The sequence below is a fragment of the Urechidicola vernalis genome, assembly GCF_031846385.1.
Classification (GTDB): domain Bacteria; phylum Bacteroidota; class Bacteroidia; order Flavobacteriales; family Flavobacteriaceae; genus Urechidicola; species Urechidicola vernalis.
This window is the reverse complement of the sequence record NZ_JAVRHV010000005.1, coordinates 155,590-179,607: the sequence shown is the minus strand read 5'-3', so window position 1 is coordinate 179,607 and position 24,018 is coordinate 155,590. Positions and strand designations below refer to the sequence as shown.

Annotated in this window: 21 protein-coding genes and 1 tRNA gene; 4 read left to right on the top strand and 18 right to left on the bottom strand. The window is 34.2% G+C overall.

Going from position 1 to position 24,018, the window contains the following annotated elements; genetic code table 11:
• Window positions 1-119 precede the first annotated feature (119 nt).
• The 11 genes from RM519_RS10915 to RM519_RS10865 all read right to left on the bottom strand — a co-directional run bounded on the left by RM519_RS10915 (window position 120) and on the right by RM519_RS10865 (window position 11,915).
• Window positions 120-872, bottom strand: a complete 753-nt coding sequence (locus RM519_RS10915; RefSeq protein ID WP_311593844.1) for a tetratricopeptide repeat protein — start codon at window positions 870-872, stop codon at window positions 120-122.
• Window positions 873-2,648, bottom strand: a complete 1,776-nt coding sequence (locus RM519_RS10910) for a BatD family protein (protein ID WP_311593843.1) — start codon at window positions 2,646-2,648, stop codon at window positions 873-875. It lies immediately after the preceding gene.
• Window positions 2,649-2,653: 5 nt separating this feature from the next.
• The gene (locus RM519_RS10905) at window positions 2,654-3,457 is read right to left on the bottom strand and encodes a tetratricopeptide repeat protein (RefSeq protein WP_311593842.1); all 804 of its coding nucleotides are present in this window, start codon (window positions 3,455-3,457) and stop codon (window positions 2,654-2,656) included.
• On the bottom strand, window positions 3,454-4,488 hold the full coding sequence (locus tag RM519_RS10900) for a VWA domain-containing protein (protein WP_311593841.1): 1,035 nt from the start codon (window positions 4,486-4,488) through the stop codon (window positions 3,454-3,456). The genes RM519_RS10905 and RM519_RS10900 overlap by 4 nt, the downstream gene beginning before the upstream one ends.
• A gap of 4 nt (window positions 4,489-4,492) precedes the next feature.
• Window positions 4,493-5,497 (bottom strand): vWA domain-containing protein, encoded by a 1,005-nt coding sequence (locus tag RM519_RS10895; protein ID WP_311593840.1) that lies wholly within the window; start codon window positions 5,495-5,497, stop codon window positions 4,493-4,495.
• Window position 5,498: 1 nt separating this feature from the next.
• Entirely contained in the window at window positions 5,499-7,088 is a 1,590-nt protein-coding gene (locus RM519_RS10890) for a hypothetical protein (RefSeq protein ID WP_311593839.1), read from the bottom strand.
• 1 nt (window position 7,089) lies between these two features.
• Window positions 7,090-7,962: a DUF58 domain-containing protein gene (locus RM519_RS10885; RefSeq protein WP_311593838.1), complete on the bottom strand. Its 873-nt coding sequence runs from the start codon at window positions 7,960-7,962 to the stop codon at window positions 7,090-7,092.
• A gap of 76 nt (window positions 7,963-8,038) precedes the next feature.
• Window positions 8,039-9,046, bottom strand: coding sequence for an AAA family ATPase (locus tag RM519_RS10880; protein ID WP_311593837.1), 1,008 nt, complete (start codon window positions 9,044-9,046; stop codon window positions 8,039-8,041).
• A gap of 110 nt (window positions 9,047-9,156) precedes the next feature.
• Window positions 9,157-9,909 (bottom strand): UDP-2,3-diacylglucosamine diphosphatase, encoded by a 753-nt coding sequence (locus tag RM519_RS10875; protein ID WP_311593836.1) that lies wholly within the window; start codon window positions 9,907-9,909, stop codon window positions 9,157-9,159.
• 22 nt (window positions 9,910-9,931) lie between these two features.
• Entirely contained in the window at window positions 9,932-11,494 is a 1,563-nt protein-coding gene (locus RM519_RS10870; protein WP_311593835.1) for a S41 family peptidase, read from the bottom strand.
• On the bottom strand, window positions 11,487-11,915 hold the full coding sequence (locus tag RM519_RS10865; RefSeq protein ID WP_311593834.1) for a deoxycytidylate deaminase: 429 nt from the start codon (window positions 11,913-11,915) through the stop codon (window positions 11,487-11,489). The genes RM519_RS10870 and RM519_RS10865 overlap by 8 nt, the downstream gene beginning before the upstream one ends.
• A gap of 224 nt (window positions 11,916-12,139) precedes the next feature.
• Between RM519_RS10865 and RM519_RS10860 the strand changes: the two genes are divergently transcribed.
• On the top strand, window positions 12,140-13,777 hold the full coding sequence (locus tag RM519_RS10860) for a DUF1800 family protein (protein ID WP_311593833.1): 1,638 nt from the start codon (window positions 12,140-12,142) through the stop codon (window positions 13,775-13,777).
• Window positions 13,778-13,789: 12 nt separating this feature from the next.
• A complete protein-coding gene (locus RM519_RS10855) occupies window positions 13,790-15,421 on the top strand; it encodes a DUF1501 domain-containing protein (RefSeq protein WP_311593832.1) in 1,632 nt (543 codons plus the stop codon).
• Window positions 15,422-15,425: 4 nt separating this feature from the next.
• Here RM519_RS10855 and RM519_RS10850 read toward each other — a convergent pair whose 3' ends face one another.
• Complete coding sequence (locus RM519_RS10850) at window positions 15,426-17,114, bottom strand: histidinol-phosphatase HisJ family protein (RefSeq protein ID WP_311593831.1); 1,689 nt, start codon at window positions 17,112-17,114, stop codon at window positions 15,426-15,428.
• A 207-nt stretch (window positions 17,115-17,321) separates the two neighbouring features.
• A tRNA-Leu gene (locus RM519_RS10845) sits at window positions 17,322-17,403 on the bottom strand.
• Window positions 17,404-17,512: 109 nt separating this feature from the next.
• Between RM519_RS10845 and RM519_RS10840 the strand changes: the two genes are divergently transcribed.
• Complete coding sequence (locus tag RM519_RS10840) at window positions 17,513-18,454, top strand: ribose-phosphate pyrophosphokinase (RefSeq protein ID WP_311593830.1); 942 nt, start codon at window positions 17,513-17,515, stop codon at window positions 18,452-18,454.
• 20 nt (window positions 18,455-18,474) lie between these two features.
• A complete protein-coding gene (locus tag RM519_RS10835) occupies window positions 18,475-19,101 on the top strand; it encodes a 50S ribosomal protein L25/general stress protein Ctc (protein WP_311593829.1) in 627 nt (208 codons plus the stop codon).
• A gap of 70 nt (window positions 19,102-19,171) precedes the next feature.
• Here RM519_RS10835 and RM519_RS10830 read toward each other — a convergent pair whose 3' ends face one another.
• The 5 genes from RM519_RS10830 to RM519_RS10810 form a co-directional block, all read right to left on the bottom strand.
• Entirely contained in the window at window positions 19,172-20,125 is a 954-nt protein-coding gene (locus tag RM519_RS10830; protein ID WP_311593828.1) for a tryptophan 2,3-dioxygenase family protein, read from the bottom strand.
• Window positions 20,126-20,134: 9 nt separating this feature from the next.
• On the bottom strand, window positions 20,135-21,295 hold the full coding sequence (gene hppD, locus RM519_RS10825; protein ID WP_311593827.1) for a 4-hydroxyphenylpyruvate dioxygenase: 1,161 nt from the start codon (window positions 21,293-21,295) through the stop codon (window positions 20,135-20,137).
• A gap of 4 nt (window positions 21,296-21,299) precedes the next feature.
• The gene (locus tag RM519_RS10820) at window positions 21,300-22,463 is read right to left on the bottom strand and encodes a homogentisate 1,2-dioxygenase (protein ID WP_311593826.1); all 1,164 of its coding nucleotides are present in this window, start codon (window positions 22,461-22,463) and stop codon (window positions 21,300-21,302) included.
• Between the two features lie 160 nt (window positions 22,464-22,623).
• Window positions 22,624-22,875, bottom strand: coding sequence for a NifU family protein (locus tag RM519_RS10815; RefSeq protein ID WP_311593825.1), 252 nt, complete (start codon window positions 22,873-22,875; stop codon window positions 22,624-22,626).
• A 3-nt stretch (window positions 22,876-22,878) separates the two neighbouring features.
• Window positions 22,879-24,012 carry an Mrp/NBP35 family ATP-binding protein gene (locus RM519_RS10810; protein ID WP_311593824.1) on the bottom strand — a complete coding sequence of 378 codons (1,134 nt, stop codon included), beginning with the start codon at window positions 24,010-24,012 and terminating at the stop codon, window positions 22,879-22,881.
• Between the last annotated feature and the right edge of the window lie 6 nt (window positions 24,013-24,018).

Genomic DNA, 24,018 nt, shown 5'->3' with positions numbered 1-24,018 from the left:
TTGGGTCGTGAAATTTAAAAAAATCGATTCAATTAAGAAGTAACGGAATACCGTGATTTTTCATATTCACGGTTTTCCGTGAGAGACAATTCTGAGATTAATAAAAGAAATATTCGAAGTTAAATCTCTTTAATATTCTCCCCAACGATCCAACCAATTTTACCATCGGCTAGTTTTATTTTTTTCCAATCGTCTATAGCGTCTAGCACCTGCACCTTTGTACCTTCATGTAACTCAAAGATTGTATCGCTATTAAAAGTAGGTGCGTTTTTAATTTCCGTTTCTTTTTCAAAAACAATTGCCATGGTGGTGTTTTCTTCAAAACTATAGGCTTTAAAGGCAAAAGTTGTAGCAATTACTAAAAGAATCGCACTCAACAAGCTGGTATTAAAAAACAATATTTTCTTTCCAGATGAATAAGAGAAATGATACAATAAAAACAACAGAGCACCTAAAAATGAAAATACAATAGCGAGAACAGCCCATGTTTCATAAGGCAACTTATAAATAACAGCATCAGAAAATTTTTGAAAAACTGTTTTTGGTAATACTTCAATAGCATCTAAGGCTAACTTGTTGGCAAATTCTAAATTTATCTGAGCATCTTCATTGGTCGGGTTAATCTTTAGCGCTTTTTCAAAATTGTAAATTGACGGACCCACCATATTTAATTTATAATAACTATTCCCTAAATTAAAATACACCTCATCCGACTGCACTTCTAAATCTGAAATTTGCTCATAAACCTCAATAGCCTCTTGATATTTTCCTGTCTTGTATAATTCATTACCCTTATCAAATAATTCATATGCCGATTGTGAAAATCCAAAACTTGAAATCAATAAAAACGCTATGATAACTATTCGATTCATCTATATCTGTTTATCAATTTTAGCAATTACCATTTTTGCTTTGTTATACTCCTCTTTCATCATAGTATCTGTGGTTGGGGTATAACGAGCAAAGTCGCAATCATTCAGTACTGCTATAAACTCTTTAATCGTTTCAATATCAACTTTTCTTCCTTGCAGAATTGCTGATATTTTCTCTTTACTGATATCCGAGGTTTCAATATTCAATGTCGCCTTTAAATAATTATGCAACGCTTTTTCTAATGAAATATAAAATGCTTCTTTTTTACCTAATTGCTTCTTAGCCTGAGATAAATATTTCTTCGCAAGTTTATCTGCTTTTCTTAAACGTTTCCCTACCACGTCACCGTCTCTTTGCGCCTTTTTCTTTCCGATAAATATTCCAATCGGAATGGCAATAAATGGAAGGAACAATAATAAATAAAACAAATTAGATTTAAAGAATACCTCTTTTAAAACCGGCTCAAAATTTGTTCTGTATTGAATAAATCTGAAGTTTTTATCCGTTGCCATTACCACTTGTTTTCCTGGAGTTACCGCCTCATCATTTACTGATGCATTCGGTTGTGTTTTACCCTCAGTAACATCAATTATTATGGGTTGATTGGTAATTGTTCTATAGGCCTTTTCTTTTAAACTAAAGTAGGTAAATGATACCTCAGGTATTTTATATTTACCCTTAAACTCAGGCACAATGGTGTATGTATCCGTTATTTTACCTGATAACCCGGTTAAGGTGGTTTTAACACTTTCCTTATGTTCTGGTGTGTAAACCTCTAATTCTTCCGGTGTTTCTATTTTTGGTAATTCAAATAATTTTAAGTTCCCTTTACCAGAAACTTTAACCTCTAATTGTGTGGTTTCATTGGCTCTTAAAATATCTTTTGAAGCAGAAACTAAGAAATCGAATTCTCCTACAGCTCCAGAGAAATCAGCAGGTCTGTTTTCATAAGGCAAGTCTTGAACGTTAACTTTTCGTTTACCAGAACTTGTTGAGTAATTTACCCGCTGCGTAATTGCATTTCCGAAGAAATCACCTCTTCCGGTTGGTACTGCTACGGCAATGTCCATGTTAATTGGATCAATGTCTAGTTTACCCGATTTTTGAGGAATTAACAGGGCGCGTTTTAAAATAATATAACGGTATTTCTCTCCTTTGTACGTAGTATTCTGAACCTCTGGTTTCTTTACTTCAATATCTTGATTCCAAAATCCATTGTATTGGGGTACATCTTTAATTTGCCAATTGCTAAAGCCAATATTATGGCTGAAATACAATTTATAGACAACATAAATACCTTCACCCACATAAGGTCTTTCATTAGAAATTTCAGCAGTTAAGTGTAAATTCTGACTTGCTATATAATATGGGTCATTCGGATCCTTAGGCACTTCGGATTCCGGTAAAACCTTTATTTGAACACTGTTTGATTTAATACGCTTCCCCTTATAGTCAATGGTACCTGGTTGAATAATAAATGTTCCAACCTTTTTAGGTTTTAAAATAAAAATATACGATTGCTCATAAGAAGCTTTGCCATTTATCCAAGATTGATTTATAGAGGAACTTGGGCCAGCCAAGACTTCAAAATCTTCCATGTCTGGCAGTTCAAAATCGTCGGCTCCTTGTTTGTTCACCGTAAATTCTAATCTAAAACGTTGGTGTACGCCTAACTCACTTTTACTTACTGTAGTGATAAATTCCACCTCATTCTGCCCAAATACTGTAGCAGAAACAAATAGAAAAATTACTATGTAAAAATGTTTAATTCGCATTTAATTTACCAATCTTTTTCTTGTTTAATCTTTTTCCCTTTTTCTTTTCTAGCATTCATTTTTTCTTGGGTCTTTTTCTCCTCATTATTCATTGCTTCTAGCAATTGCTGAATTTGTTGAGGCGATAATTTACCCGGTTGAGGCTTTTTATTTTGATCATTACCCTTGTAGTCTTTTTGATCCTTCGGGTCTTTTTGCTGATCGTTTTTATCATCTTTCTCATCATCTCCCTTCTGCTGATCATCCTTTTTATCTTGCTGATCATCATTCTTGTCGTCGTTCTGATCTTTTTTATCCTGATTCTTATCGTCTTTATTATCCTTGTTGTCTTTATTGTCTTTGTTATCTTGATTTTGCTGCTGATCTTCTAACATTTTTTGAGCCAAGGCTAAATTGTAACGAGTCTCGTCGTCTTTAGGGTTGTTTCTCAAAGAATTTTTATAGGCATCAATTGCTGGCTGGTATTTTTTAGCATCAAAATGTGTATTACCAATATTATGATATGCCTCACTCTTTGTCATTTTATCCTCCGTCAACTTTGCAGTTATCTCGTACTGTGCAATTGCTTCTTCATCTCTGTTTTGTTGCGATAAAGCATTTCCTAAATTATAATTTGCTATTTCGTACGCGGGGTCATTTACCAATGCCTTTTTATAAGCGACCTCAGCATCAGAAAATTTTTGTTGGTTGTACAACTCATTTCCTTCTCTAACGTACTTTCTAGCCTCACGTTGTAAAGCAGGGTCAATTTCCTGAGCCAAAATACTCAACGGAATTAATGCACATATGATTATTAAAACTTGTCTCATTTTTTATTAAACAAATTTAATTTTTGAATCCATTTTGTCTTTTTCTCTAGCATAAGAGCATCCATAATTAAAAAGAACAAAGCAATAGCAACAAACCATTGGAATTGATCTTTATAATCTGAAAACTGCTTGGTCTCAAACTCACTCTTTTCTGCCTTCAATAATAAATCTTCAACATAGTCTACAGTAGCCTGCGTTTTATTTCCTAAAATATATTTTCCATTGCCTTTGTCTGCAATTTCTTTTAGAGTTGATTCAACCAATCTTGTAACAACAGTTTCTCCTTTACTATCTTTTTTATAGCCTTCTAATTTGCCATTAAATTTAATCGGAATTGGCCCTCCTTTTGCCGTTCCCACTCCAACCGTATAGGTTTTAATTCCTTCTTTTGTTGCTTTGGCTATGGCGCTCGATGCATCTTCTTGATGATCTTCACCATCCGAGATAATAAACAAAAAACGATTTGTTTGTTCATCATCATTATAATAGGTCGTAGCCATTTCAATAGCATCATTTATAGCTGTTCCCTGGCTCGATACTAAATTTGGACTTGCATTTTGCAAAAACATTTTGGCCGCTCCTTGATCTGTGGTTATTGGTAATAACGGATATGCATTACCCGCATAAATAATGATTCCAATTCTATCACTTCCTAATTTATCAACTATTTTAGAAATGATTTGTTTTGCCTTTTCTAGTCTGTTTGGTGCAATATCTTCAGCCAACATACTTTTAGAAACATCCAGTGCAAATACAATATCTACTCCTTGTCTTTTTACCGTTTCTAACTTTGTCCCCATTTTTGGGTTAGTTAAAGAAATAATTAAAAATGACAACCCAAATAAGAAGGCAATGATCTTAATAAAACTCTTAAAATCAGATTTTTCAGGCATTAACTTTTCTAACAACTCCGGATTTGCGAATTGTTTCTGTTTCCTTTTTTTCCACCAAAATATCGCAAGGAAAACCACAAAAATCACCGGAACAGAGATTAAAAAGGTAAAGTAATATGGTTCTTCTATTTGATACATTGTACTATATAAATGATCTAAAAATTGTAAATCTTAATAACATTTCTAACCCTAAAATAAGTCCAGCTAATATTACCAAGAATCGGTATCTTTCATCGTAATTGTAATATTTAAACTCCTCTATTTCGGTTTTCTCTAGTTTGTTTATTTCGTCGTAAATAGCTTCTAACTTTTTATTGTCAGTTGCTCTAAAATATTTCCCTTCAGTTTCAGACGCTATATATTCTAATAATTCTTCATCAATCTCTACTGGCATGTTTTGAAACACCAACTTTCCGTTGCCATCTCTATAAGCCGGTGAAGGCGCATTGCCCTTTGTTCCAAGGCCAATTGTATAGGTTTTAATTCCTAATTCTTTAGCCAATTCTGTAGCCGTTTTAGGATCTACGAACCCGGAGTTATTTACTCCGTCTGTAAGTAAAATAATAACCTTGCTCTTTGCCTTACTTTCCTTTAATCGGTTTACGGCAGAACCTAAGCCCATTCCAATGGCGGTTCCTCCTTCTAATTGCCCCCATTTGATATCATTAATGGTTCTTTTCACGATTCTTTTGTCACTTGTAATAGGTGTTTGAGTAAAACTTTCTCCGGCATAAATGACAATTCCGATTCTATCACTTGGTCTTTTATCAACAAAATTAGTCGCTACCTTTTTTAAGGCTCCCAAACGATTTGGTTTCAAATCACGTGCCAACATACTTGCAGAAACGTCAATAGCCATTACAATATCAATTCCTTTATTGGTATTTACTTTTGTACTAACCGATGTAATTCTTGGTCTTGCCAATGCTACAATTAATAAAGAAATCGCAGCCAACCTTAACACGTGTAAAATTGGTTTTAACCTTGGTAAAATAGATGGTTCTCCAAACGATTTTGTACTTGATAAAGTAAGTGATGCTGTACTTTTTTTACGCAATACAACGTAATAAACTACCAATAGTGGAACCACCAACAGCAACCATAAAAACTCGGGATTTGTAAATTCTATGTTATTCCACAACCTCATTTTACAACTTTACAGAATTAATTACACGATTCGCTATTTCTTCTCCACTGGCATCTCCATCTTTGTAAGTAACTACAATTGTCCTTGATCCGTTAATATCTCCAAACACTGCACCTCTCAACTGATAAAATTCTGGTTTATTAGTTACAGGATTAACCATGCTATACTGAGAAATTAATTTCACCCCTTCTTCTCCGTCAATTTGCATCGACTCCTGGTCTGAGGAAATAAATTCTACTCCTTGCGACTGCATTGCAGACAATGCACCTTGCACCCCCGATTCCAAATTATACTCAGTAACCTTTTCCGTAAAATCCATCGTAGTAACACTAATTTGAAGACCACCAATAATACTTGTGTAGTCAAATTGTGCTATTTGATTAATCATTTCCTTTGCCCGAGCAGGAACCTCTAATAAATTAGATTTTAGAATTTCTGGAGACTCTAAGGTTACCGTTGGTGAACCGTAGGTGCTTAAACTCCAATCATTCTTCAATAACTCTTTAGTTTGATACCCAATTATATTCTCCTGAGCGTATTTATATCCTTTGAACATCAGAACTCCTACAACTGTTAGAACAACAAAAAGGAAACCAACAACAGATATAATAATAATCTTCTTTTTACTCCACTTTTTCTTTGTTGCTTGCTTGTTCTGCGGAGTATTTATGGTTTCATTTGTTACATTCTCAGTCACTTCAACTTCTTCTGGACGAAGGTTATTGATAATATGTTCCGTTTGAGATCTGTGTCCTTCCACCTCTATGGCCATTGGCTTAAACTTGGCAAATTTTACCAAATCGGCTTCTTGCAATAATTTCTGTAAATTCTTTATTGTCTCTTTTGGCAAATCGAGTTTATCCATACTCTTAAAATCCAAAATCATCTCAATTAATTCATCCGTTGTAGATTCTAATGCCGGAATTTTTAACTCTCGCTCTATAAAAGACCTAATAATATCAGTTAATTCAATATAATAGAGTTTTATCTTGTCTTGTTTCAATAATTCTTTGGCATCTAATTCGCCCAAACGCTGCATTGCTAATTGATACGGTGGTATTCTTTCTTCAAGTGGAATTTCTTCCTTTTTCTTTCTTAAAACAACATACAATACAATTGCAATAATCAACAACAGAATTGCCAAGCCTATCCAAACATACAAGGCATAATCATCAAAAATTATCGGCTGATTTTTAACCGCTTTTATCGGGAAAAGTTTTTGCTTTAACGTATCAACCTTTACAGTAGATACCGCAATAAGTAAGGAATCCGTTTTAAAATTTTTAGCATTTATTAAAACTTCTTGCTGAGGGATTACGTACGAACCACTATCAAAACTAGTCAATAAATACTTTTTTATAAATTTTGTTTTCGTAGTGTCAACTGGCAAATCTTCAACAACCTCAACTTTTTTAAGACTGTCCATTTCCAACTTCGGAAAAACAACAGTTTCTGTATTATCTACAGTTAATTTATATTCAATCTGTTCTCCAATTCTAATGTTGGTTGTATCTACCTCCATTTTTATTGGGGACTGAGCCATTACAAATGCTCCTATGAAAAATGCTATATAGAAAATTCTTTTCTTCAACTTATCTCGCTCCTTTTTGCTTAAAATATCCTAATAATTTCTTTACATAACTTTCATCTACACGCGTACTGATTGTTCCTGCTCCACTGCGACTAAAAGATTTCTCGTAATAATCAACCGATTTTAAATAATTGGCTTTATAACTAGTACGTACAGATTTGGACATGGTGTTTACTAGAACAACTTCGCCACTTTCTGCATCTTTTACAGGTAGCATTCCTAAATTTGGAATCTCTTCGTCATGCTTATCATATACTCTTATACCCGTTACATCGTGCTTATTTCCAACTATTTTCATAGTGTGATCATAGCCTTCATCCATAAAATCTGACAATACAAATACAATGGCTTTTTTCTTCATCACATTAGATAAATACTTTAACGCCTCTTCAATATTTGTTTTATTACTTTTAGGTTTAAATTCAATTAACTCGCGAATAATTCTAAGTACATGTCCTTTTCCTTTTTTAGGCGGAATAAACAATTCAACATCGTCAGAAAACAATAGCAGTCCTACTTTATCATTGTTTTGAATGGCCGAAAATGCCAGTGTCGCCGCAATTTCAGTAACTGTATCTCGCTTAAATTGAGAAGTGGTTCCAAAAAACTCAGACCCACTAACATCAACCATTAACATCATGGTTAATTCTCGCTCCTCTTCAAAAACTTTAATATATGGTTCGTTGTAACGTGCAGTAACATTCCAGTCTATACTTCTAACATCATCTCCAAACTGATACTGTCTTACTTCAGAAAAAGTCATACCACGTCCTTTAAACGAACTGTGATATTCGCCAGAAAATATATGATCAGACAATCGTCTTGTCTTAATCTCTATCTTTCGTACTTTTTTTAATAATTCTTTAGTATCCAATGTTGTTGAATTGTTGAATTGTTGAATTGTATAATCGTTGTTTTACCATTTAAACAATTAAACGGTTTAACAAAAACTATGGTACTTCTACCTCGTTTACGATTTTGCTAACAATATCTTCTGAAGTTACATTCTCAGCTTCAGCCTCATACGTAATTCCGATCCTATGACGTAATACATCTGTAACTACAGCTCTTACATCTTCTGGAATAACATAACCTCTTCGCTTAATAAATGCATAACATTTTGCTGCCATTGCTAAATTGATACTTCCCCTAGGCGATGCACCAAAGCTAATCAAGTTCTTTAACTCTGCTAAGTTATAACGCTCCGGAAAACGTGTAGCAAAAATGATATCTAAAATATATTTTTCGATTTTTTCATCCATATAAACTTCTTTTACAGCCTCTCTTGCCGAGTTGATCTGATCTAAAGAAATCACTGGATTAATCTTATCGAATCCGCCAGACAAATTCTGACGCATAATTAATTGTTCGTGTTCTTTCTGAGGATAATCAATTACCACTTTTAGCATAAAACGGTCTACCTGCGCTTCAGGTAATGGATATGTTCCTTCCTGCTCTACTGGGTTTTGCGTTGCCATTACCAAAAATGGCTCATCTAACTTAAACGTTTCATCTCCAATTGTAATTTGACGTTCTTGCATGGCCTCTAACAATGCCGACTGTACTTTTGCAGGCGCACGGTTAATCTCATCTGCCAATACAAAGTTTGCAAAAATAGGTCCCTTTTTAATCATGAAATCATTCTCTTTCATATTATAAATCATGGTTCCTACAACATCGGCAGGTAATAAATCAGGTGTAAACTGGACCCTACTAAATTCTCCTTTAACCGCTTTAGATAAAGTATTAATTGCTAGGGTTTTTGCCAAGCCAGGAACTCCTTCAAGTAAAATATGTCCATTTCCCAACAAACCAATAAGCAATCGTTCAATCATATGTTTCTGACCAACAATGACTTTATTCATCTCCATTGTTAACAAATCTACAAAAGCGCTTTCCTTCTCTATTTTCTCATTTATCGCTCTGATATCTACGGTAGTGTTAGTATTTTCTATCATTATTTGAATTTTAAGGCGTGAATTTACATTCCTTTATTGAGTGTTGCAAGTAGCAGAATATTTTTTTTTAACGCTGTTAAAAATTGGTTAAAAATATTCTATAAAAAAGCTTATTCTACAAAGGTTTGAAGCGATAATTCGCTTCCATCAAAGACCGCAAAAGTGAAGTGCGTAATCCAGTCTCCGGTGTTGATGTATTTTGAATTTTCTCCAACAGAGATTTCCATAGGTAAATGACGGTGACCAAATAAAAAATAATCATAGTGCTTTGACTCTAATTTGCGCTTAGCATATTGCACCAACCATTCATTTTCTTCTCCTAAAAAAACGACATCCTCGTCACCGGAAATCAATTTGTTTTTTACCGATAAATACTGCGCCAATCGAACTCCGATATCTGGATGTAACCAACGGTACAACCATTTAGAAAAAGGATTTGTAAACACCTTTTTCATGCGCTTATACCCCTTGTCTCCAGGGCCTAAGCCATCGCCATGTCCAATTAAAAATGATTTTTTATTAAAGGTAAATTCTTGTGGTTTATGATAAACAGGAATGTCCAATTCTTTTTGAAAATAATCGTCCATCCACAGGTCATGATTACCAATAAAAAAATAAATCGGTATGCCAGAATCTCTAATTTCCGCAAGTTTACCCAAGACTCTTACAAAACCTCTTGGAACAACTTTTTTATACTCGAACCAAAAATCGAATAAATCTCCAAGCAAGAAAATAGCTTCAGCATCTTTTTTTACAAAATCTAGCCAACGAATAAATTTCTGCTCTCTCGGGAAACTATCTTCAGGAGTTGGTGCTCCAAAGTGCTGATCAGAAGCAAAATATATTTTTTTAGTTGAATCCATTTAAAAATGAAAAGTACAAAGATTAATTGGAGTTTTCCAATTCCTTTACCGTTTCTATCATTGAATCATCGATTTGAATAACTTGATAAAAGCCATTTTCATCATATAAATTCTGAGCAAAACTTGCTTTCAAATAATCCTCTACCCTTTTCCTTGTAGCTGGTGCTAATGGTAGATTTACATCTAACTGTGATAAGTATTTATTCAAAATTTCGCCATCCTGATCGAATTCAGCAATAAATTTATCTACATCTAGTCCTTTGAATTTATCTCGGTTATTATCTACATATTCAAATGAAAATTCGTTCAATCCTCTTACATATCTATTTTGAATATATTGCGTAGTATCAATCCCTACAAAGGTATCTGGCACAATTCCTCCTCCTCCAAAAACAACCTTTCCTTTTGGTGTAACAAATTTTAAAGAATCATTGACTTTAATACTATCCGCACTAACCAGTTCGCCATTGGAATAACGCTCAGAAAATGTTTCATAATATTCCTTGCTTCGACTTAAATTATAAGGTTTTTGAATTGATCTACCGGTTGGCGTATAATATCTTGCTGTAGTTAAACGAATGGCAGAACCATCTCCAAGACCCATTGTTTGTTGCACTAAACCTTTCCCAAAAGAACGACGTCCAATGATTGTTCCCCTATCATTATCTTGCAATGCTCCGGCAATAATTTCGCTGGCCGAAGCAGAATTTTCATTAATAAGCACAAAGACTTTTCCATCTTCAAAACTACCTGTTGAAGTCGCAAAATCTTTCATTACGTCTCCTTTTTTATTTTTTGTAAAGACAATTAGTTTATCCTTCTCTAAAAACTCGTCCGCTATTTGATTGGCTATATTCATAAATCCACCGCCATTATCTCTTAAATCAAACACCAGTGTTGTCATCCCTTTATTTATCAATTGATCCAATTCTATTTTAAACTCATCATAAGAAGTCATTGCAAATCGATCCAGTTTTATATACCCAATATCTTCATTAATCATATAAGAAGAAGTAACACTTTTAATAGGTACATCTCCTCGCGTTAAAGTATATGGTAAAACTTTATCTACAGATCTTCTATAAATAGAGAGTTCCACTTCAGTATTAGGCTGACCTTTTAAAATTTTCATCACTCCATTATTGTCCAATCCAACACCTGAAAGAGAATCGCTGTTTGCCTTCAAAATTCGATCACCTGCTTTCAGTCCAATTCTTTCGCTAGGTCCACCTTCCAACACTCTTGAGACAACAACAGAATCAGCAAAAATTCTAAACTGAACACCAATTCCAACAAAGTTTCCTTGTAACTCCTCTGTTTCACGTTGTAATTGCTCCTTTGTAAAATAAACAGAGTGCGGATCTAATTTTCCAACAATCTGATTAATGGCTCCATCCAATAATTCTTCAGTATTCACCTCATCTACATAATCATATTGAATATAATTTATCAATCTTTTTATTTTAGACTCCTCAGCACTTGCTCCAAAAATGGAACCCGACTTATTTTCGAAGTTTAGAAAACTTCCAATCAATATTCCAACGGCTACAGCTATTCCTAAATATATGGGTCCTTTATTATTCATTCAACTCTTTTAAATGGGTTATTTCTACACCTGCCTTTGCTAAAAAATCCAATCCTGAAGTGTCTTTATATTCTTGATGATATACCACTCTTTTTATTTCGGATTGATGAATTAGTTTACTACAATCTTTACAAGGTGATAGCGTAATATATAACGTAGCGCCTCTACAAGATTGTGTAGAACTAGCAACTTTTAATATGGCATTTGCTTCTGCATGTAATACATGCCATTTGGTATTTCCATCACAATCTTCACATTCATTATCAAAACCCGTTGGAGAACCATTAAATCCATCTGAAATAATCATTCTTTTCTTAACGATTAAAGCCCCCACCTGTTTTCTTTTGCAATGCGACAATTTAGCCCATTCTAATGCCATTCTCATATAGGCATTATCATATTTAAGTTGCTTTTTACTCATCCTTATTTTTAACCTCACGAAAATAAAGAGAATTGATTAATAGTGCGTTAAATATTTACCAAATTTTAATTTCTCGCGTGATCAACCATATTTTTTTTAACCACGTTGTACCACTTATTTTTTAACAAAAAAAAGAAAAGAACACCCAGTAATTATCCTAAATCACTAAACTTCAATCTATTTATCATAAAATTTCTATATTCGAAAAAACTTAACCCATTAAAATGTCCTCACTTAAGCCATTCGAAGGTCCGTTAGGCCAACGAAAAGCGAAACATTTAATTCGCAGATTAACTTTTAAGTATAACAAAGAGCTAATAGATTTTTTTTCTAAAAAATCGGCTTTGGAAAGTTTAAACGAACTAATCAAACAAAAAGAAGACTCTCTTTCAGAGCCCTATGACCCACTTCCTACAGTAAGTCCAGATGGATATTGGACATCGTCTGAATTACATCCAAATCAATTTGATGGACAAGGAAGAAAGAGAAGTTATATTACAGGGCATTGGTGGTACAACGCCATTAACCAATCATCTTTAAGACATAAATTTACATTCTTTTTACATTCATGTTTTACAGTTGGAAAAGATTTAGGTGCTGGTCCAGCAACAACATTTTACGACCATTTGAGGCTTCTAGATTATTACTCCTTAGGAAATATTAAAACCCTCGCAAAAAAAATTACACTCGACAATTCCATGTTGACTTATTTAGACAACACAGATAACAACGCCAATAATCCAAACGAAAATTATGGAAGAGAGTATTTAGAATTATTTACAATTTTAAAAGGTGAACAAAAAGGAGAAGGTGACTATACTAATTACACCGAATTTGATGTGCAGCAAGCCTCGAAAGTATTTTCGGGCTTTAAAACGAAAATAGATCGCTCAAATATTGATTTAGACACAGGAATTCCGAGGGGATATGCGAATAAAAACAAGCATGATAAAAATGACAAAACATTTAGTGCCGCTTTTGACAACAAAACTATCAAAGGTAGAGATTCTGTTCAGGGCATGTATGAAGAACTGGATGAATTTGTTGAAATGGTATTTTCTAAAGAGGCTACAGCCATTTCTTATGCAAGAAAATTATATCGTTTTTTTGTAAAAAGCGAGTGGGATGAAGAAGTTGAAACTAATATTATAAAACCTCTTGCCATCGTTTTAAAAGAAAATAATTATGAACTGATTCCTGCAATAAAAACACTATTTGCAAGCGAGCACTTTTATGATATGGATGATAGTGATACTACGAATGAAATTATTGGCGCTATTGTTAAAAGTCCATTACAATTGCTTTCTGAAATTTCCACTCTATTTAATGTTTCATTCCCAAATCCTGAAGTAAATCCGCTATATTTTTATCGAAACTTTTACCATTGGTTTGTACACAATATTTTTCTAAGCAGTGCGGGGCTACAATTGTACAATCCCGATTCTGTGGCAGGATACCCTGCGCACTATCAAACTCCAGATTTTGATCGGCATTGGTTTTCGTCTACCACCATCATTTCTCGTTACAAACTAATGGAGAGTTTTATTTTAGGAAAGAACACCATTATCTCCGGAAATATTTATTCAGAATTAGATACTGTTTCATTCATTGAAAATAACATCATTAATATTTCCAACTCAATTGAAATGATAACGGAAATTTCTTCAATACTATATCCAGAAGTAATCGACGAGAGTAGGGTTTCCTATTTTGAAAGCATCCTAATCTCTGGATATAATAGTTATTACTGGGGTGCGGAGTGGAGGCGCTTTAAAAACAATGGAAATGATGAAGTTATCAGACCTCGTTTAAATGAATTATTAATTGCAATGGTTAATGCACCTGAATTTCAACTAATGTAACCCCCATTAAAAATGAATAGACGAAATTTTATAAAATTATCTGCAACTGCTAGTGCTATTGGATTAACACCCATTGAAATTAACGCCACCTTAAAACCTTTGCTTTCTATGATGGAATGCCCGGACATTTCTAATAGAAAACTCATTTTAATTAACTTGTCTGGAGGAAACGATGGCTTGAACACTGTAATTCCTCTAAATCAATATGATTTATACAGTAATTTAAGGCCTACCCTAAAAATTGTAAATTCTGGAACAAACGCTTATTTAAAATTAGACACCTCACTAAACGATGATCAGCAAATCGGATTACATCCGGCATTATCTGGATTAAAATCTATTTATGATCAAGGAAATTTGAGAGTGCTTCAATCCGTTGGGTATCCGGCTCAAAACAAAAGTCATTTTAAATCGAAAGATTTATATATGACCGGTAACGACGGAAACAGTTCAAATAACGGACATAATTCTGGGTGGATTGGACGATTTATGGAACAATATTATTATGAATTCCTAGACGACCCTTTCCCAATGGCTGTTGAAATGGGTTCTCCTAAAAACTCCTTAGGATTCCATGGAGTAGAAGAACATGGAATGGGATTAAATATAACCGGACAAGACCCTTCGGGTTATTATTCTGTGTTAAATGGATTGGGTGGAACACCACCCGAAAACATCCCCAATTCGGACTACGGAAAAGAATTAGAGTTTTTAATAAATGCGGATAAATTATCAAACAAATATGCAGAAGCTATCTCTACATCATTTAACAAAGGTAAAAATGCCATTTCATATCCTAGTACGAACATCTCTGACCAACTTAAAACAGTTGCTCGTTTAATTAGTGGAGATTTACAATCAAAGGTGTTTATGGTTCGCCTGCATGGATTTGACACGCATAATTCACAAGCAGAAGAACTTGGAAATCCGATTGGAAATCATTATAACTTATTGAAACAATTATCAGAAGGTATCGAAGCATTTCTAACTGATTTATCTTCTCAAAATCTGGCAAATGATGTTGTGGGATTAACGTTTTCTGAGTTCGGAAGAAAGGCAAAAGAAAATGGAAACTTAGGAACGGATCACGGCCGAATTGCTCCAATGTTCGTTTTTGGAGAACCTGTTGGTGGTGGTGTATCTGGTTCTAACCCAGATCTATCTGAAGCGGGCAGTAGTAATAATTATCAAATTGAAACTGTTCAGCATGATTATCGTGAAACATTTGCAACACTTTTAAAAGATTATTTAGGTGCTTCTAAAGAAATTATTGATGGTTCTTTCTTTAACCACACTTCAAACCGAAGTTTTTATGACAAGCCGATTGAGAATCTTATTAAGGATGAATTCAACGTTTCTAAATATTGCATAAAAGCGCCTAGTCAACCTCCAAAAGATGGAAAAGAATGGCAGATTTTCCCAAACCCTTTTGAGGATAAAATTATTCTTTATAGTATTAATGAACTAGAACAAGTTGAAATTGAAATTTTCTCTTCTTCAGGTCGATTTATTTTAAAACGAACTAAAAATGCGGTTGCCGGCAGATTACACTTAGACCTCAAAAATTTAAAATCAGGAAATTATGTGTTAAAACTTACCTATAATGGCTTATCAGAAACTCATAAGATCATGAAAATTAAATAGAAATTTACATGCTATGAAATTCTACCAAAGTGGCTTCATAATATTGATTTCCAAGTTTTGAAAGTAAACTGTTAATTACATTGCTATCGCCGTCTACAGCAATTGCAGAATACCCAACATCATTTAAACTCCCCAATCGTAAATCGATAATATTAATCTGTTTTGATGCCAATGCTGAAAGAAGAATTAACAAAACTCCGGGTGCATTGTTGTGCTTAGTAACAATCATTTTACCGCTCAGTGCAATTTTTAACTCAACTCCGTCTAACTCTAACAAATAAACACCTTCGCGATTGTAGTTCGGTAAGATTGCATTTTCCTTAAAGGTCAAATTTGTAAACAACCCCGCATCCGTTCCGTTTATAAAATCAATTGCATTTTGAATATTTCCATTACTCGAACCTAAGGATAAAAACGCTACAGCAGTTCCATCACCATTAGATTTTAACCTTGCCGTTTCTACATTAATTTCTTCTGAAGCCAATGTATTAAATAGTGATGATATCACTCCTGGCTTGTCTAAGTGTTCAGAAAACAACCCATTCACTTTTTTATTCGAACTTTCTGGTGCCTTATCAGTAACTGTTATAGATTTATCAAATTTTCTAACACGCAATGCATTGTAACCACCCATGCTCGTTGCATTCTTATAAATATCTACAAATTCTGAGAAGGAACCACCAAACGAAAAATCAGGAATTATTCTTCGTTCTTCATTATCTAATCGAGAGTTCAATAGTTCAATTCCCTTATTTAAAACGGTAAATTTCACCTTTAAATCATGATCATCGAAAATCGTTCTCGTTTCAGGAATTAGTTTTGAATAGCTCACATAATTTTGATATCCTGCTTCATTAATGTACTCTAAACTTTCTTTAAAATTTACGCCGTAATAGCGGACATGATGTGTGTCCGTCCCGACACAAACAGGAATTTGCAATTCATGAGCTCTCTTTAGAATTGGCAATATTGGATAGACGCCAACCCCCTTAAATTTACCTGCCATGTTCACATCGAGAGATAAATTTCTATCGGCAATAATTTCTAGTAATGTTCTTAATTTATTTGCTAACGGATGATCGCTTGTTTCAAAATTTAAAATAGCATCTGGAATGTCAACATTTAATTTAGGTAAGTCTAAATGACCAATAATCTGAATCATATCTCCGAAACCCTCAATCATTTGAATCATTTCATTAAAATAACCATCCCAATAGGCTTCTAAACTTCCTCGAAGTTTTAACAATTCTTGTGCCTCTTCTTTTGAACCATCATATGGCAACCCTTCTGGTGAGAAATGAACCGAACCTATAACATAATCGGCATCTTCTGCCTGAAAAATCTTAGACCTACTCCATTGTAAGCCCAAATCTTCTCCCATCCATTCCAATTCTACACCGTACTTAATATTAATTTGTCCATCATATTTTTCACGAAGATTTGCAATACGCTTTGGATAATTTAAATAAGATTGATTTCCACGAATAAACTTAACATTAGTGTCTAACTCCGCTATATATCTAAACTTAGTTAACCTTGGAGAATGGATAATAAATGTGATGCTTGGATGGCCCGCTTCAATGGCCTTATCAACAATATCTTCTAATTTGTCAATTCCATGCTTTACATGATCTTGCTCAGTCCCAGCATGAATTCCATGTGTTTCCCAAATAAATTCATTCAACTTTTTCATTAATCCGTATTGTTTGTGAATAATATCATACAAACTTACTAATTGGTTTAGAATTTACACCTAATTGATGATTGTTTTGAGAATATTTAAATAATGGCATTCATCTGAATTCATGTTTATGAAATAAACTCGTGTTAATTACATTATTTGCAATGAAAAGAAGTCCTTTAAAATGAAAAAGCTTCAACAAATGTTGAAGCCTTCTAGTACTCAAGGTGGGAATCGAACCCACACTCCCGAAAGAACTGGATTTTGAATCCAGCGCGTCTACCAATTCCGCCACTTGAGCCTGTTTAAAATTGGTGTGCAAATTTAGGGAATAAATTATTTTTAATCCTACAAATACCGAATAAATATTTCTACTTTTGCACCAAACAACACACTTAAATTCTTTCAAAATGTCAAACAACATTCTAGAGCCAAAATTCTTTGCTTGCACTCAAAGTACGGAATTGGCTGAAAAAATTGCAAAAGCCTATGGTACTGATTTAGGCAACGTTATCATATCTAAATATAGCGATGGTGAGTTTCAACCAGCCTTAGAGGAATCGGTTAGGGGGCGTCGGATTTTCGTTATAGGATCTACCTTTCCAAATTCAGACAATTTAATGGAAATGCTGCTAATTTTAGATGCTGCAAAAAGAGCATCTGCAAGACATATTACAGCGGTTATTCCTTATTTTGGATGGGCTAGACAAGATAGAAAAGACAAACCAAGAGTGCCTATAGCTGCAAAATTAATTGCAAAAATGTTGGAAACTGCAGGAGCGACTAGAATTATTACCATGGATTTACATGCTGATCAAATTCAAGGTTTCTTTGAAAAGCCAGTAGATCACTTATTTGCCTCTACTATTTTTATGCCTTATTTAAAAAGTTTAAATCTTGAAAATCTAACAATTGCATCTCCAGATATGGGTGGTTCTAAAAGAGCCTATGCCTATTCTAAGCACTTAAAAAGTGATGTCGTAATCTGTTATAAGCAGCGTTTGAAGGCAAATGTGATAGCTCACATGGAATTAATTGGTGATGTCCAAGGAAAAAATGTTGTTTTGGTAGATGATATGGTAGACACTGCAGGAACTTTAGCAAAAGCGGCTGAATTAATGATGGAACGTGGAGCGCTGAGTGTTAGAGCATTAGCGACTCACGGAATTTTATCTGGCGGAGCAATTGAGCGTATTGAGAACTCTAAATTAGAAGAGTTAATTATTTCAGATACTATTCCATTAGAAAGGAGTAGTTCTAAAATAAAAGTTGTACCTTGCGCGCCCTTATTCGCTGATGTAATGTCTCATGTTCAGAACAATACATCTATTAGCAATAAGTTTATATTATAAATTTTAATTAAATAACAATCATGAAATCGATTACAATCTCAGGATCTAAAAGAGAAAGCGTAGGTAAAGTTGCGACTAAAGCCTTACGTAATGCTGGAAAGGTACCTTGCGTATTATACGGAGGAAAAGAAGCCTTACACTTTTCGGCAGATGAACTAGCGTTCAGAAACTTAGTGTATACTCCAAATGTATATACTGCAACGATTGAACTTGAAAGCGGTGAAAAATTTAACGCTATTCTACAAGACATTCAATTTCACCCAGTAACGGACAAAATCTTACACATTGATTTCTATCAATTGTTTAGTGATAAAGAAGTTACTATGGAAATTCCAGTGCATTTAGTAGGAAACGCTCCAGGTGTTATGAATGGTGGTTCTTTACGTTTTCCTAAGCGTAAATTAAGAGTTAAAGGTTTACCAGATAATTTACCTGACTTCTTCAATGCAGACATTTCTAAATTAAGAATTGGAAGCAAGTTAACAATTACAGAAATTGATGACCACGGTTGTACTTTCTTACACCCTGAAAACACGGTTGTAGTACAAGTGAGACAATCTCGTAATGCATCTGAAGAAGAAGAGGATGAAGACGAAGAAGGAGTTGAAGAAGGAGCAGAGGCTGCTGAAGCAACTGCTGCTGAATAATTCAATTCTAAGCAAAACAAAAAAAGCATCTCAATTATGAGATGCTTTTTTCGTTTACAGCAATATGCTTTTACAATACTTTATCTAGTTTTTTATAACCCTCCAAATTAGATACTCCCCAATTTTTCAATTCTTCCTGAGACCATAAATCAGGAAAAAATATGCGTCGTTGATATTTAGGGTGCATATATTTTCTCCAAGTGCTTCCACCTGTTGCTTCCACTTCTTTATCTCCACTGCTTAAATATTTTCCTGCGGCATCATAATGCGCCATAACCCAACTTACATTAACGGTATGATCATAGTGACGCATGGCATTTACCAATTCAATGTTTTTTTGATCGTCTTCAGGTAATTCTTTAAAACGACTCCATAAATTAGTAGTGTTATACTCTTTCATAAATCGTAAAAAGCGTGATTTATACTTTCGCTCAAATTGTTGTAGCATAAACGTTTTATCGCCTGTTTTATGATCTTTCCCTGCGGCCTGCCAATACAAATGTTCAAACGCATGCTCATAAGGTGTATCTCTATTTATGGAATCTCTAAACCTATAATCGATTAAATTAATTAATTCCGTCGAGGCAAATTCTATCATTCTATATTGAGCGCTTTGAAAACCACTAGCCGGAGTTAACGTATGCCTAAACTGCATATATTGTTCAACATCCATGCCGTCTCCCATAATATCAAAAGAAGTAGCCAGCATATCAAAATAACGGCTTACTCTTCCCAATCTAGACGTGAAAAATTCTGTAGTTAGATTTTCCTTGCGAGAAATTTGAGTCATTTCCCAAAGGATCATTTTAAACAACAACTCATTTATTTGATGATACATAATAAACACTTTCTCATCAGGCAGTGTTGTTCTTTGCGCTTGTAACGAAAGTAAGGGTCCTGTTTGAATATAATCCCAATAAGTCACAGGTTTGCTATAGAGCATCCCTTCTAGAATAGCCTGTTCAGGAATTCCTAATTCGTCATACCTTACTTCTAAATCCTTAAGAATTTGTTCTTTTTTCATTTATAACACTTATAAAGTACCTCTGTTTTCTTGTTCTCTTTCAATGGCTTCAAACAAGGCTTTAAAATTACCAACACCAAACGATTGAGCACCCTTTCTCTGGATAATTTCAAAAAACATTGTTGGTCTATCAACTACAGGCTTGGTGAATAATTGTAACAAATAGCCTTCATCATCCCTATCAATCAATATTCCGTGTTCCTTTAAAATCTCAACATCTTCATCTATTGCGCCTACACGTTCCAACAAATCATCATAATAGGTTTCTGGCACATATAAAAATTCGACACCTCTATCTCTCATTGCAGAAACTGTTTTTACAATATCATTTGTTGCTACCGCAATATGTTGCACTCCTGGTCCATTATAAAAATCGATGTATTCTTCTATCTGAGATTTCTTTTTCCCTTCAGCCGGTTCGTTTATCGGGAATTTAATTCTTCCATTTCCATTCGACATAACTTTACTCATCAATGCAGTAAAATCTGTAGATATATCATCATCTGTAAAGGAAATTATTTGGGCAAATCCCATTACTTTGGCATAGAACTGGCACCATTCTTTCATTTCTCCCCAATCTACATTACCTACCATATGATCTACAAATTTTAAACCTACAGTTTCTGGATTGTAATGAGATTCCCATTTTCTATATCCCGGAAGAAACACGCCGTTATAATTTTTGCGTTCTACAAAAATGTGAACTGTATCTCCATAGGTATGAATTCCAGATCTGACAACCGTTCCGTTTTCATCCTCTTCAACTCTTGGCTCCATATAAGATTTTGCACCTCTTTTTGTAGTCTCTTCCCATGCTTTTCTAGCATCTTCTACCCAAAGTGCAACTACTTTTACACCATCGCCGTGTTTATTAATATGTTCGTTTAACTCTCCTCCCTCTTCCAAGGGAGTTGTTAAAACCAATCGAATTTTATCTTGCTTTAACACAAATGATACGCGGTCTTTCATTCCCGTCTCTAAACCTGCAAAGGCCTCTGATTGAAAACCAAATGCTGTTTTGTAGAAATGTGCCGATTGTTTCGCGTTACCAACGTATAATTCAATATAGTCCGTTCCTAATAACGGCAAGAAATCCTCTGCTTCATCAAATAATTTCTCTAGTCCGTATGTTGTATTCTGTATGTTCTTTAAGTTTTTAATCTCTCCCATCTTCTTAATTTTTATCTAACCATGATTGGTAATATGACTCGTCTGAAATTTTTACAGCCTCCTCCGTAACCATTAAAGGCGCAAACGTATCAACCATGACTGCCAATTCTAATGTTTCTTTTTCTCCTATACTTTTTTCCATTGTTCCTGGGTGTGGTCCATGCGGTATCCCAGCCGGGTGCAATGTTATTTGTCCCTTATCCACACTTTTTCTACTCATAAAATCTCCATCTACATAATACAAAACCTCATCAGAGTCTATATTACTATGGTTATATGGTGCAGGCACGGCATTTGGATGATAATCATATAAACGCGGTACAAATGAACAAATTACAAAGGCATCTGTTTCAAAAGTCTGATGAATTGGAGGGGGCATGTGTACACGACCCGTTATTGGTTCAAAATCATGAATTGAGAATTTGTATGGATAGTTATATCCATCCCAACCAACTACGCTAAACGGATGTGCAGCATAAACATATTCATGAATCATGTCTTGCTTTTTAACTTTTATAGTAAAGTCTCCTTTTTCATTAAAAGTTTCTAATTCTTTAGGTGGATGCATATCGCGTTCACAAAAAGGCGAATGTTCTAAATGCTGCCCAAACCAATTTCTATAACGTTTTGGAGTATAAATTGGACTTTTAGACTCTACTATAAACAATCTATTCTCTTCTGTATCGAAGTCTATTTGGTATATCATTCCTCTTGGAATGACTAAATAATCTCCATACTCAAAGTCTATATTTCCAAGAAAAGTTCTTAATTTCCCTGTGCCTTCATGAATAAAAATGACCTCATCTGAATCTGTGTTTTTATAAAAATACGAGGTAAGTGATTTCTTGGGGGCTGCCAACGCAATATGGCAACTACTGTTGGTCAAAACAATTTTTCTGCTTTCTAAAAAGTCGTCAATTGCTGGAACCTGAAATCCTTTTAAACTTAACGATTTCATGTTTTTATCCACCGCAATTTTTGGGCTTACATCTGTAGATTTTAGCACCTCTTTAACCTGCGTCGGTCGTTGGGTATGATATAATAACGAAGACATTCCATCAAACCCAATAGTTCCGAAAAGCTCTTCATAATAGAATTTACCCCCAGGACTTTTAAAAACAGTGTGTCTTTTAGAAGGAATATTACCTATTGTATGATATCTAGGCATATTTTAATATTTAAAATGTTGAATAATAATTTGCAATACTCTATTAATAAAAGAGTACAATTATTCAGGGCTTCTCTTGATGAGAAATTTTAAAAGAAGTAATAATTCTGCCCATGTATTGTTCATAACAACACAAATATACAGAATTTAAAGGGAAGTATTATTCGACAGTTTCTTGACTAATTTCAATTACTTTTTTAATCTGAGGAACATGTCTCTTAATTGTAGCCTCTACTCCGTTTGTAAGTGTCATTTGATTGACAGAGCAGCCAACGCATGCTCCTTCTAACTTTACTTTTACAACATCATCTTCAATATTTACTAAAGAAATATTACCTCCATCTGTAATTAAATAAGGTCTGATTTCTTCAAGTGCATCTTCTACTTTTGCTATTAATTCTTGTGCTGTCATATCCTATTTTTTATTTGGGCTACATCCGCTCATTGTTGTAATTCTCACCACTTCTGTAGGAGGTAAGTTTTTATTTCTTTTCAATAGTTCTGCAACTGTATTTTTAGTTACTTCATTAAAAATCGTTTCCTGTGGTGTTCCAGATTGCAACGCTGCAGGTGTTCCAAAATCTCCTGCTTCACGTATGCTCTGAACTAAAGGAACTTCTCCTAAGAATCGAGTTTCTAAATCTTCTGCTAAATTCTTAGCACCATCTTTTCCAAAGATATAGTATTTGTTGTCTGGTAATTCTTCAGGAGTAAAATAACTCATGTTTTCTACAATTCCTAAAACCGGAACATTGATGCTCTCTTGTTTAAACATTGCAACTCCTTTCTTTGCATCAGCCAAAGCAATGTTTTGAGGTGTACTTACAATTACTGCTCCTGTAATTGGTAAAGATTGAACAATTGATAAATGAATATCTCCAGTTCCTGGAGGTAAATCCAATAATAAGAAATCTAATTCTCCCCAATCCGCATCAAAAATTAATTGGTTCAATGCTTTGGAGGCCATCGGTCCTCTCCATATTACTGCTTGATTCGGTTGCGTAAAAAAGCCTAGTGATAATATTTTTACACCATAATTTTCAATCGGCTTCATTTTTGAACGTCCATCAACCTTTACAGATCTCGGTCTTTCTTTTGCCACATTAAACATTATGTGTGTTGATGGTCCATATACATCGGCATCTAATACTCCAACACTAAAGCCCATTTTTGCTAAACTTACCGCCATATTGGCCGTAATTGTAGATTTTCCTACACCACCTTTACCAGATGCAATTGCAATAATATTTTTAATTCCAGGAATTTCTTTTCCTTTGATTTGGTTTGTTGGTTTTGCTTGCGCAATGGCTTTTACATTTACCTTTATATCTGCTTTTGGATGTACTTGCTCATGAATTGTTTTCATGATATCAACCTCTACACGTTTTTTTGCTTGTAAAGACGGGTTTCCAATTTCTACATCTACAATTACTTCTTTGTCAAAAACTACAATGTTTTTAACCGAATTACTTTCAACTAAACTTTTCCCTTCTCCAGGAGCAGTAATACTTTCAAGTGCTTTTAATATGTCTTTTTTAAGAATACTCACGTAACT

What these genes read in the sequence shown, in the direction of transcription:
- RM519_RS10915 (WP_311593844.1), bottom strand. Translation starts at nt 872, where the DNA reads ATGAATCGAATAGTTATCATAGCGTTTTTATTGATTTCAAGTTTTGGA.
- RM519_RS10910 (WP_311593843.1), bottom strand. Translation starts at nt 2,648, where the DNA reads ATGCGAATTAAACATTTTTACATAGTAATTTTTCTATTTGTTTCTGCT.
- RM519_RS10905 (WP_311593842.1), bottom strand. Translation starts at nt 3,457, where the DNA reads ATGAGACAAGTTTTAATAATCATATGTGCATTAATTCCGTTGAGTATT.
- RM519_RS10900 (WP_311593841.1), bottom strand. Translation starts at nt 4,488, where the DNA reads ATGTATCAAATAGAAGAACCATATTACTTTACCTTTTTAATCTCTGTT.
- RM519_RS10895 (WP_311593840.1), bottom strand. Translation starts at nt 5,497, where the DNA reads ATGAGGTTGTGGAATAACATAGAATTTACAAATCCCGAGTTTTTATGG.
- RM519_RS10880 (WP_311593837.1), bottom strand. Translation starts at nt 9,046, where the DNA reads ATGATAGAAAATACTAACACTACCGTAGATATCAGAGCGATAAATGAG.
- RM519_RS10875 (WP_311593836.1), bottom strand. Translation starts at nt 9,909, where the DNA reads ATGGATTCAACTAAAAAAATATATTTTGCTTCTGATCAGCACTTTGGA.
- RM519_RS10870 (WP_311593835.1), bottom strand. Translation starts at nt 11,494, where the DNA reads ATGAATAATAAAGGACCCATATATTTAGGAATAGCTGTAGCCGTTGGA.
- RM519_RS10865 (WP_311593834.1), bottom strand. Translation starts at nt 11,915, where the DNA reads ATGAGTAAAAAGCAACTTAAATATGATAATGCCTATATGAGAATGGCA.
- RM519_RS10860 (WP_311593833.1), top strand. Translation starts at nt 12,140, where the DNA reads ATGTCCTCACTTAAGCCATTCGAAGGTCCGTTAGGCCAACGAAAAGCG.
- RM519_RS10855 (WP_311593832.1), top strand. Translation starts at nt 13,790, where the DNA reads ATGAATAGACGAAATTTTATAAAATTATCTGCAACTGCTAGTGCTATT.
- RM519_RS10850 (WP_311593831.1), bottom strand. Translation starts at nt 17,114, where the DNA reads ATGAAAAAGTTGAATGAATTTATTTGGGAAACACATGGAATTCATGCT.
- RM519_RS10840 (WP_311593830.1), top strand. Translation starts at nt 17,513, where the DNA reads ATGTCAAACAACATTCTAGAGCCAAAATTCTTTGCTTGCACTCAAAGT.
- RM519_RS10835 (WP_311593829.1), top strand. Translation starts at nt 18,475, where the DNA reads ATGAAATCGATTACAATCTCAGGATCTAAAAGAGAAAGCGTAGGTAAA.
- RM519_RS10830 (WP_311593828.1), bottom strand. Translation starts at nt 20,125, where the DNA reads ATGAAAAAAGAACAAATTCTTAAGGATTTAGAAGTAAGGTATGACGAA.
- hppD (WP_311593827.1), bottom strand. Translation starts at nt 21,295, where the DNA reads ATGGGAGAGATTAAAAACTTAAAGAACATACAGAATACAACATACGGA.
- RM519_RS10820 (WP_311593826.1), bottom strand. Translation starts at nt 22,463, where the DNA reads ATGCCTAGATATCATACAATAGGTAATATTCCTTCTAAAAGACACACT.
- RM519_RS10815 (WP_311593825.1), bottom strand. Translation starts at nt 22,875, where the DNA reads ATGACAGCACAAGAATTAATAGCAAAAGTAGAAGATGCACTTGAAGAA.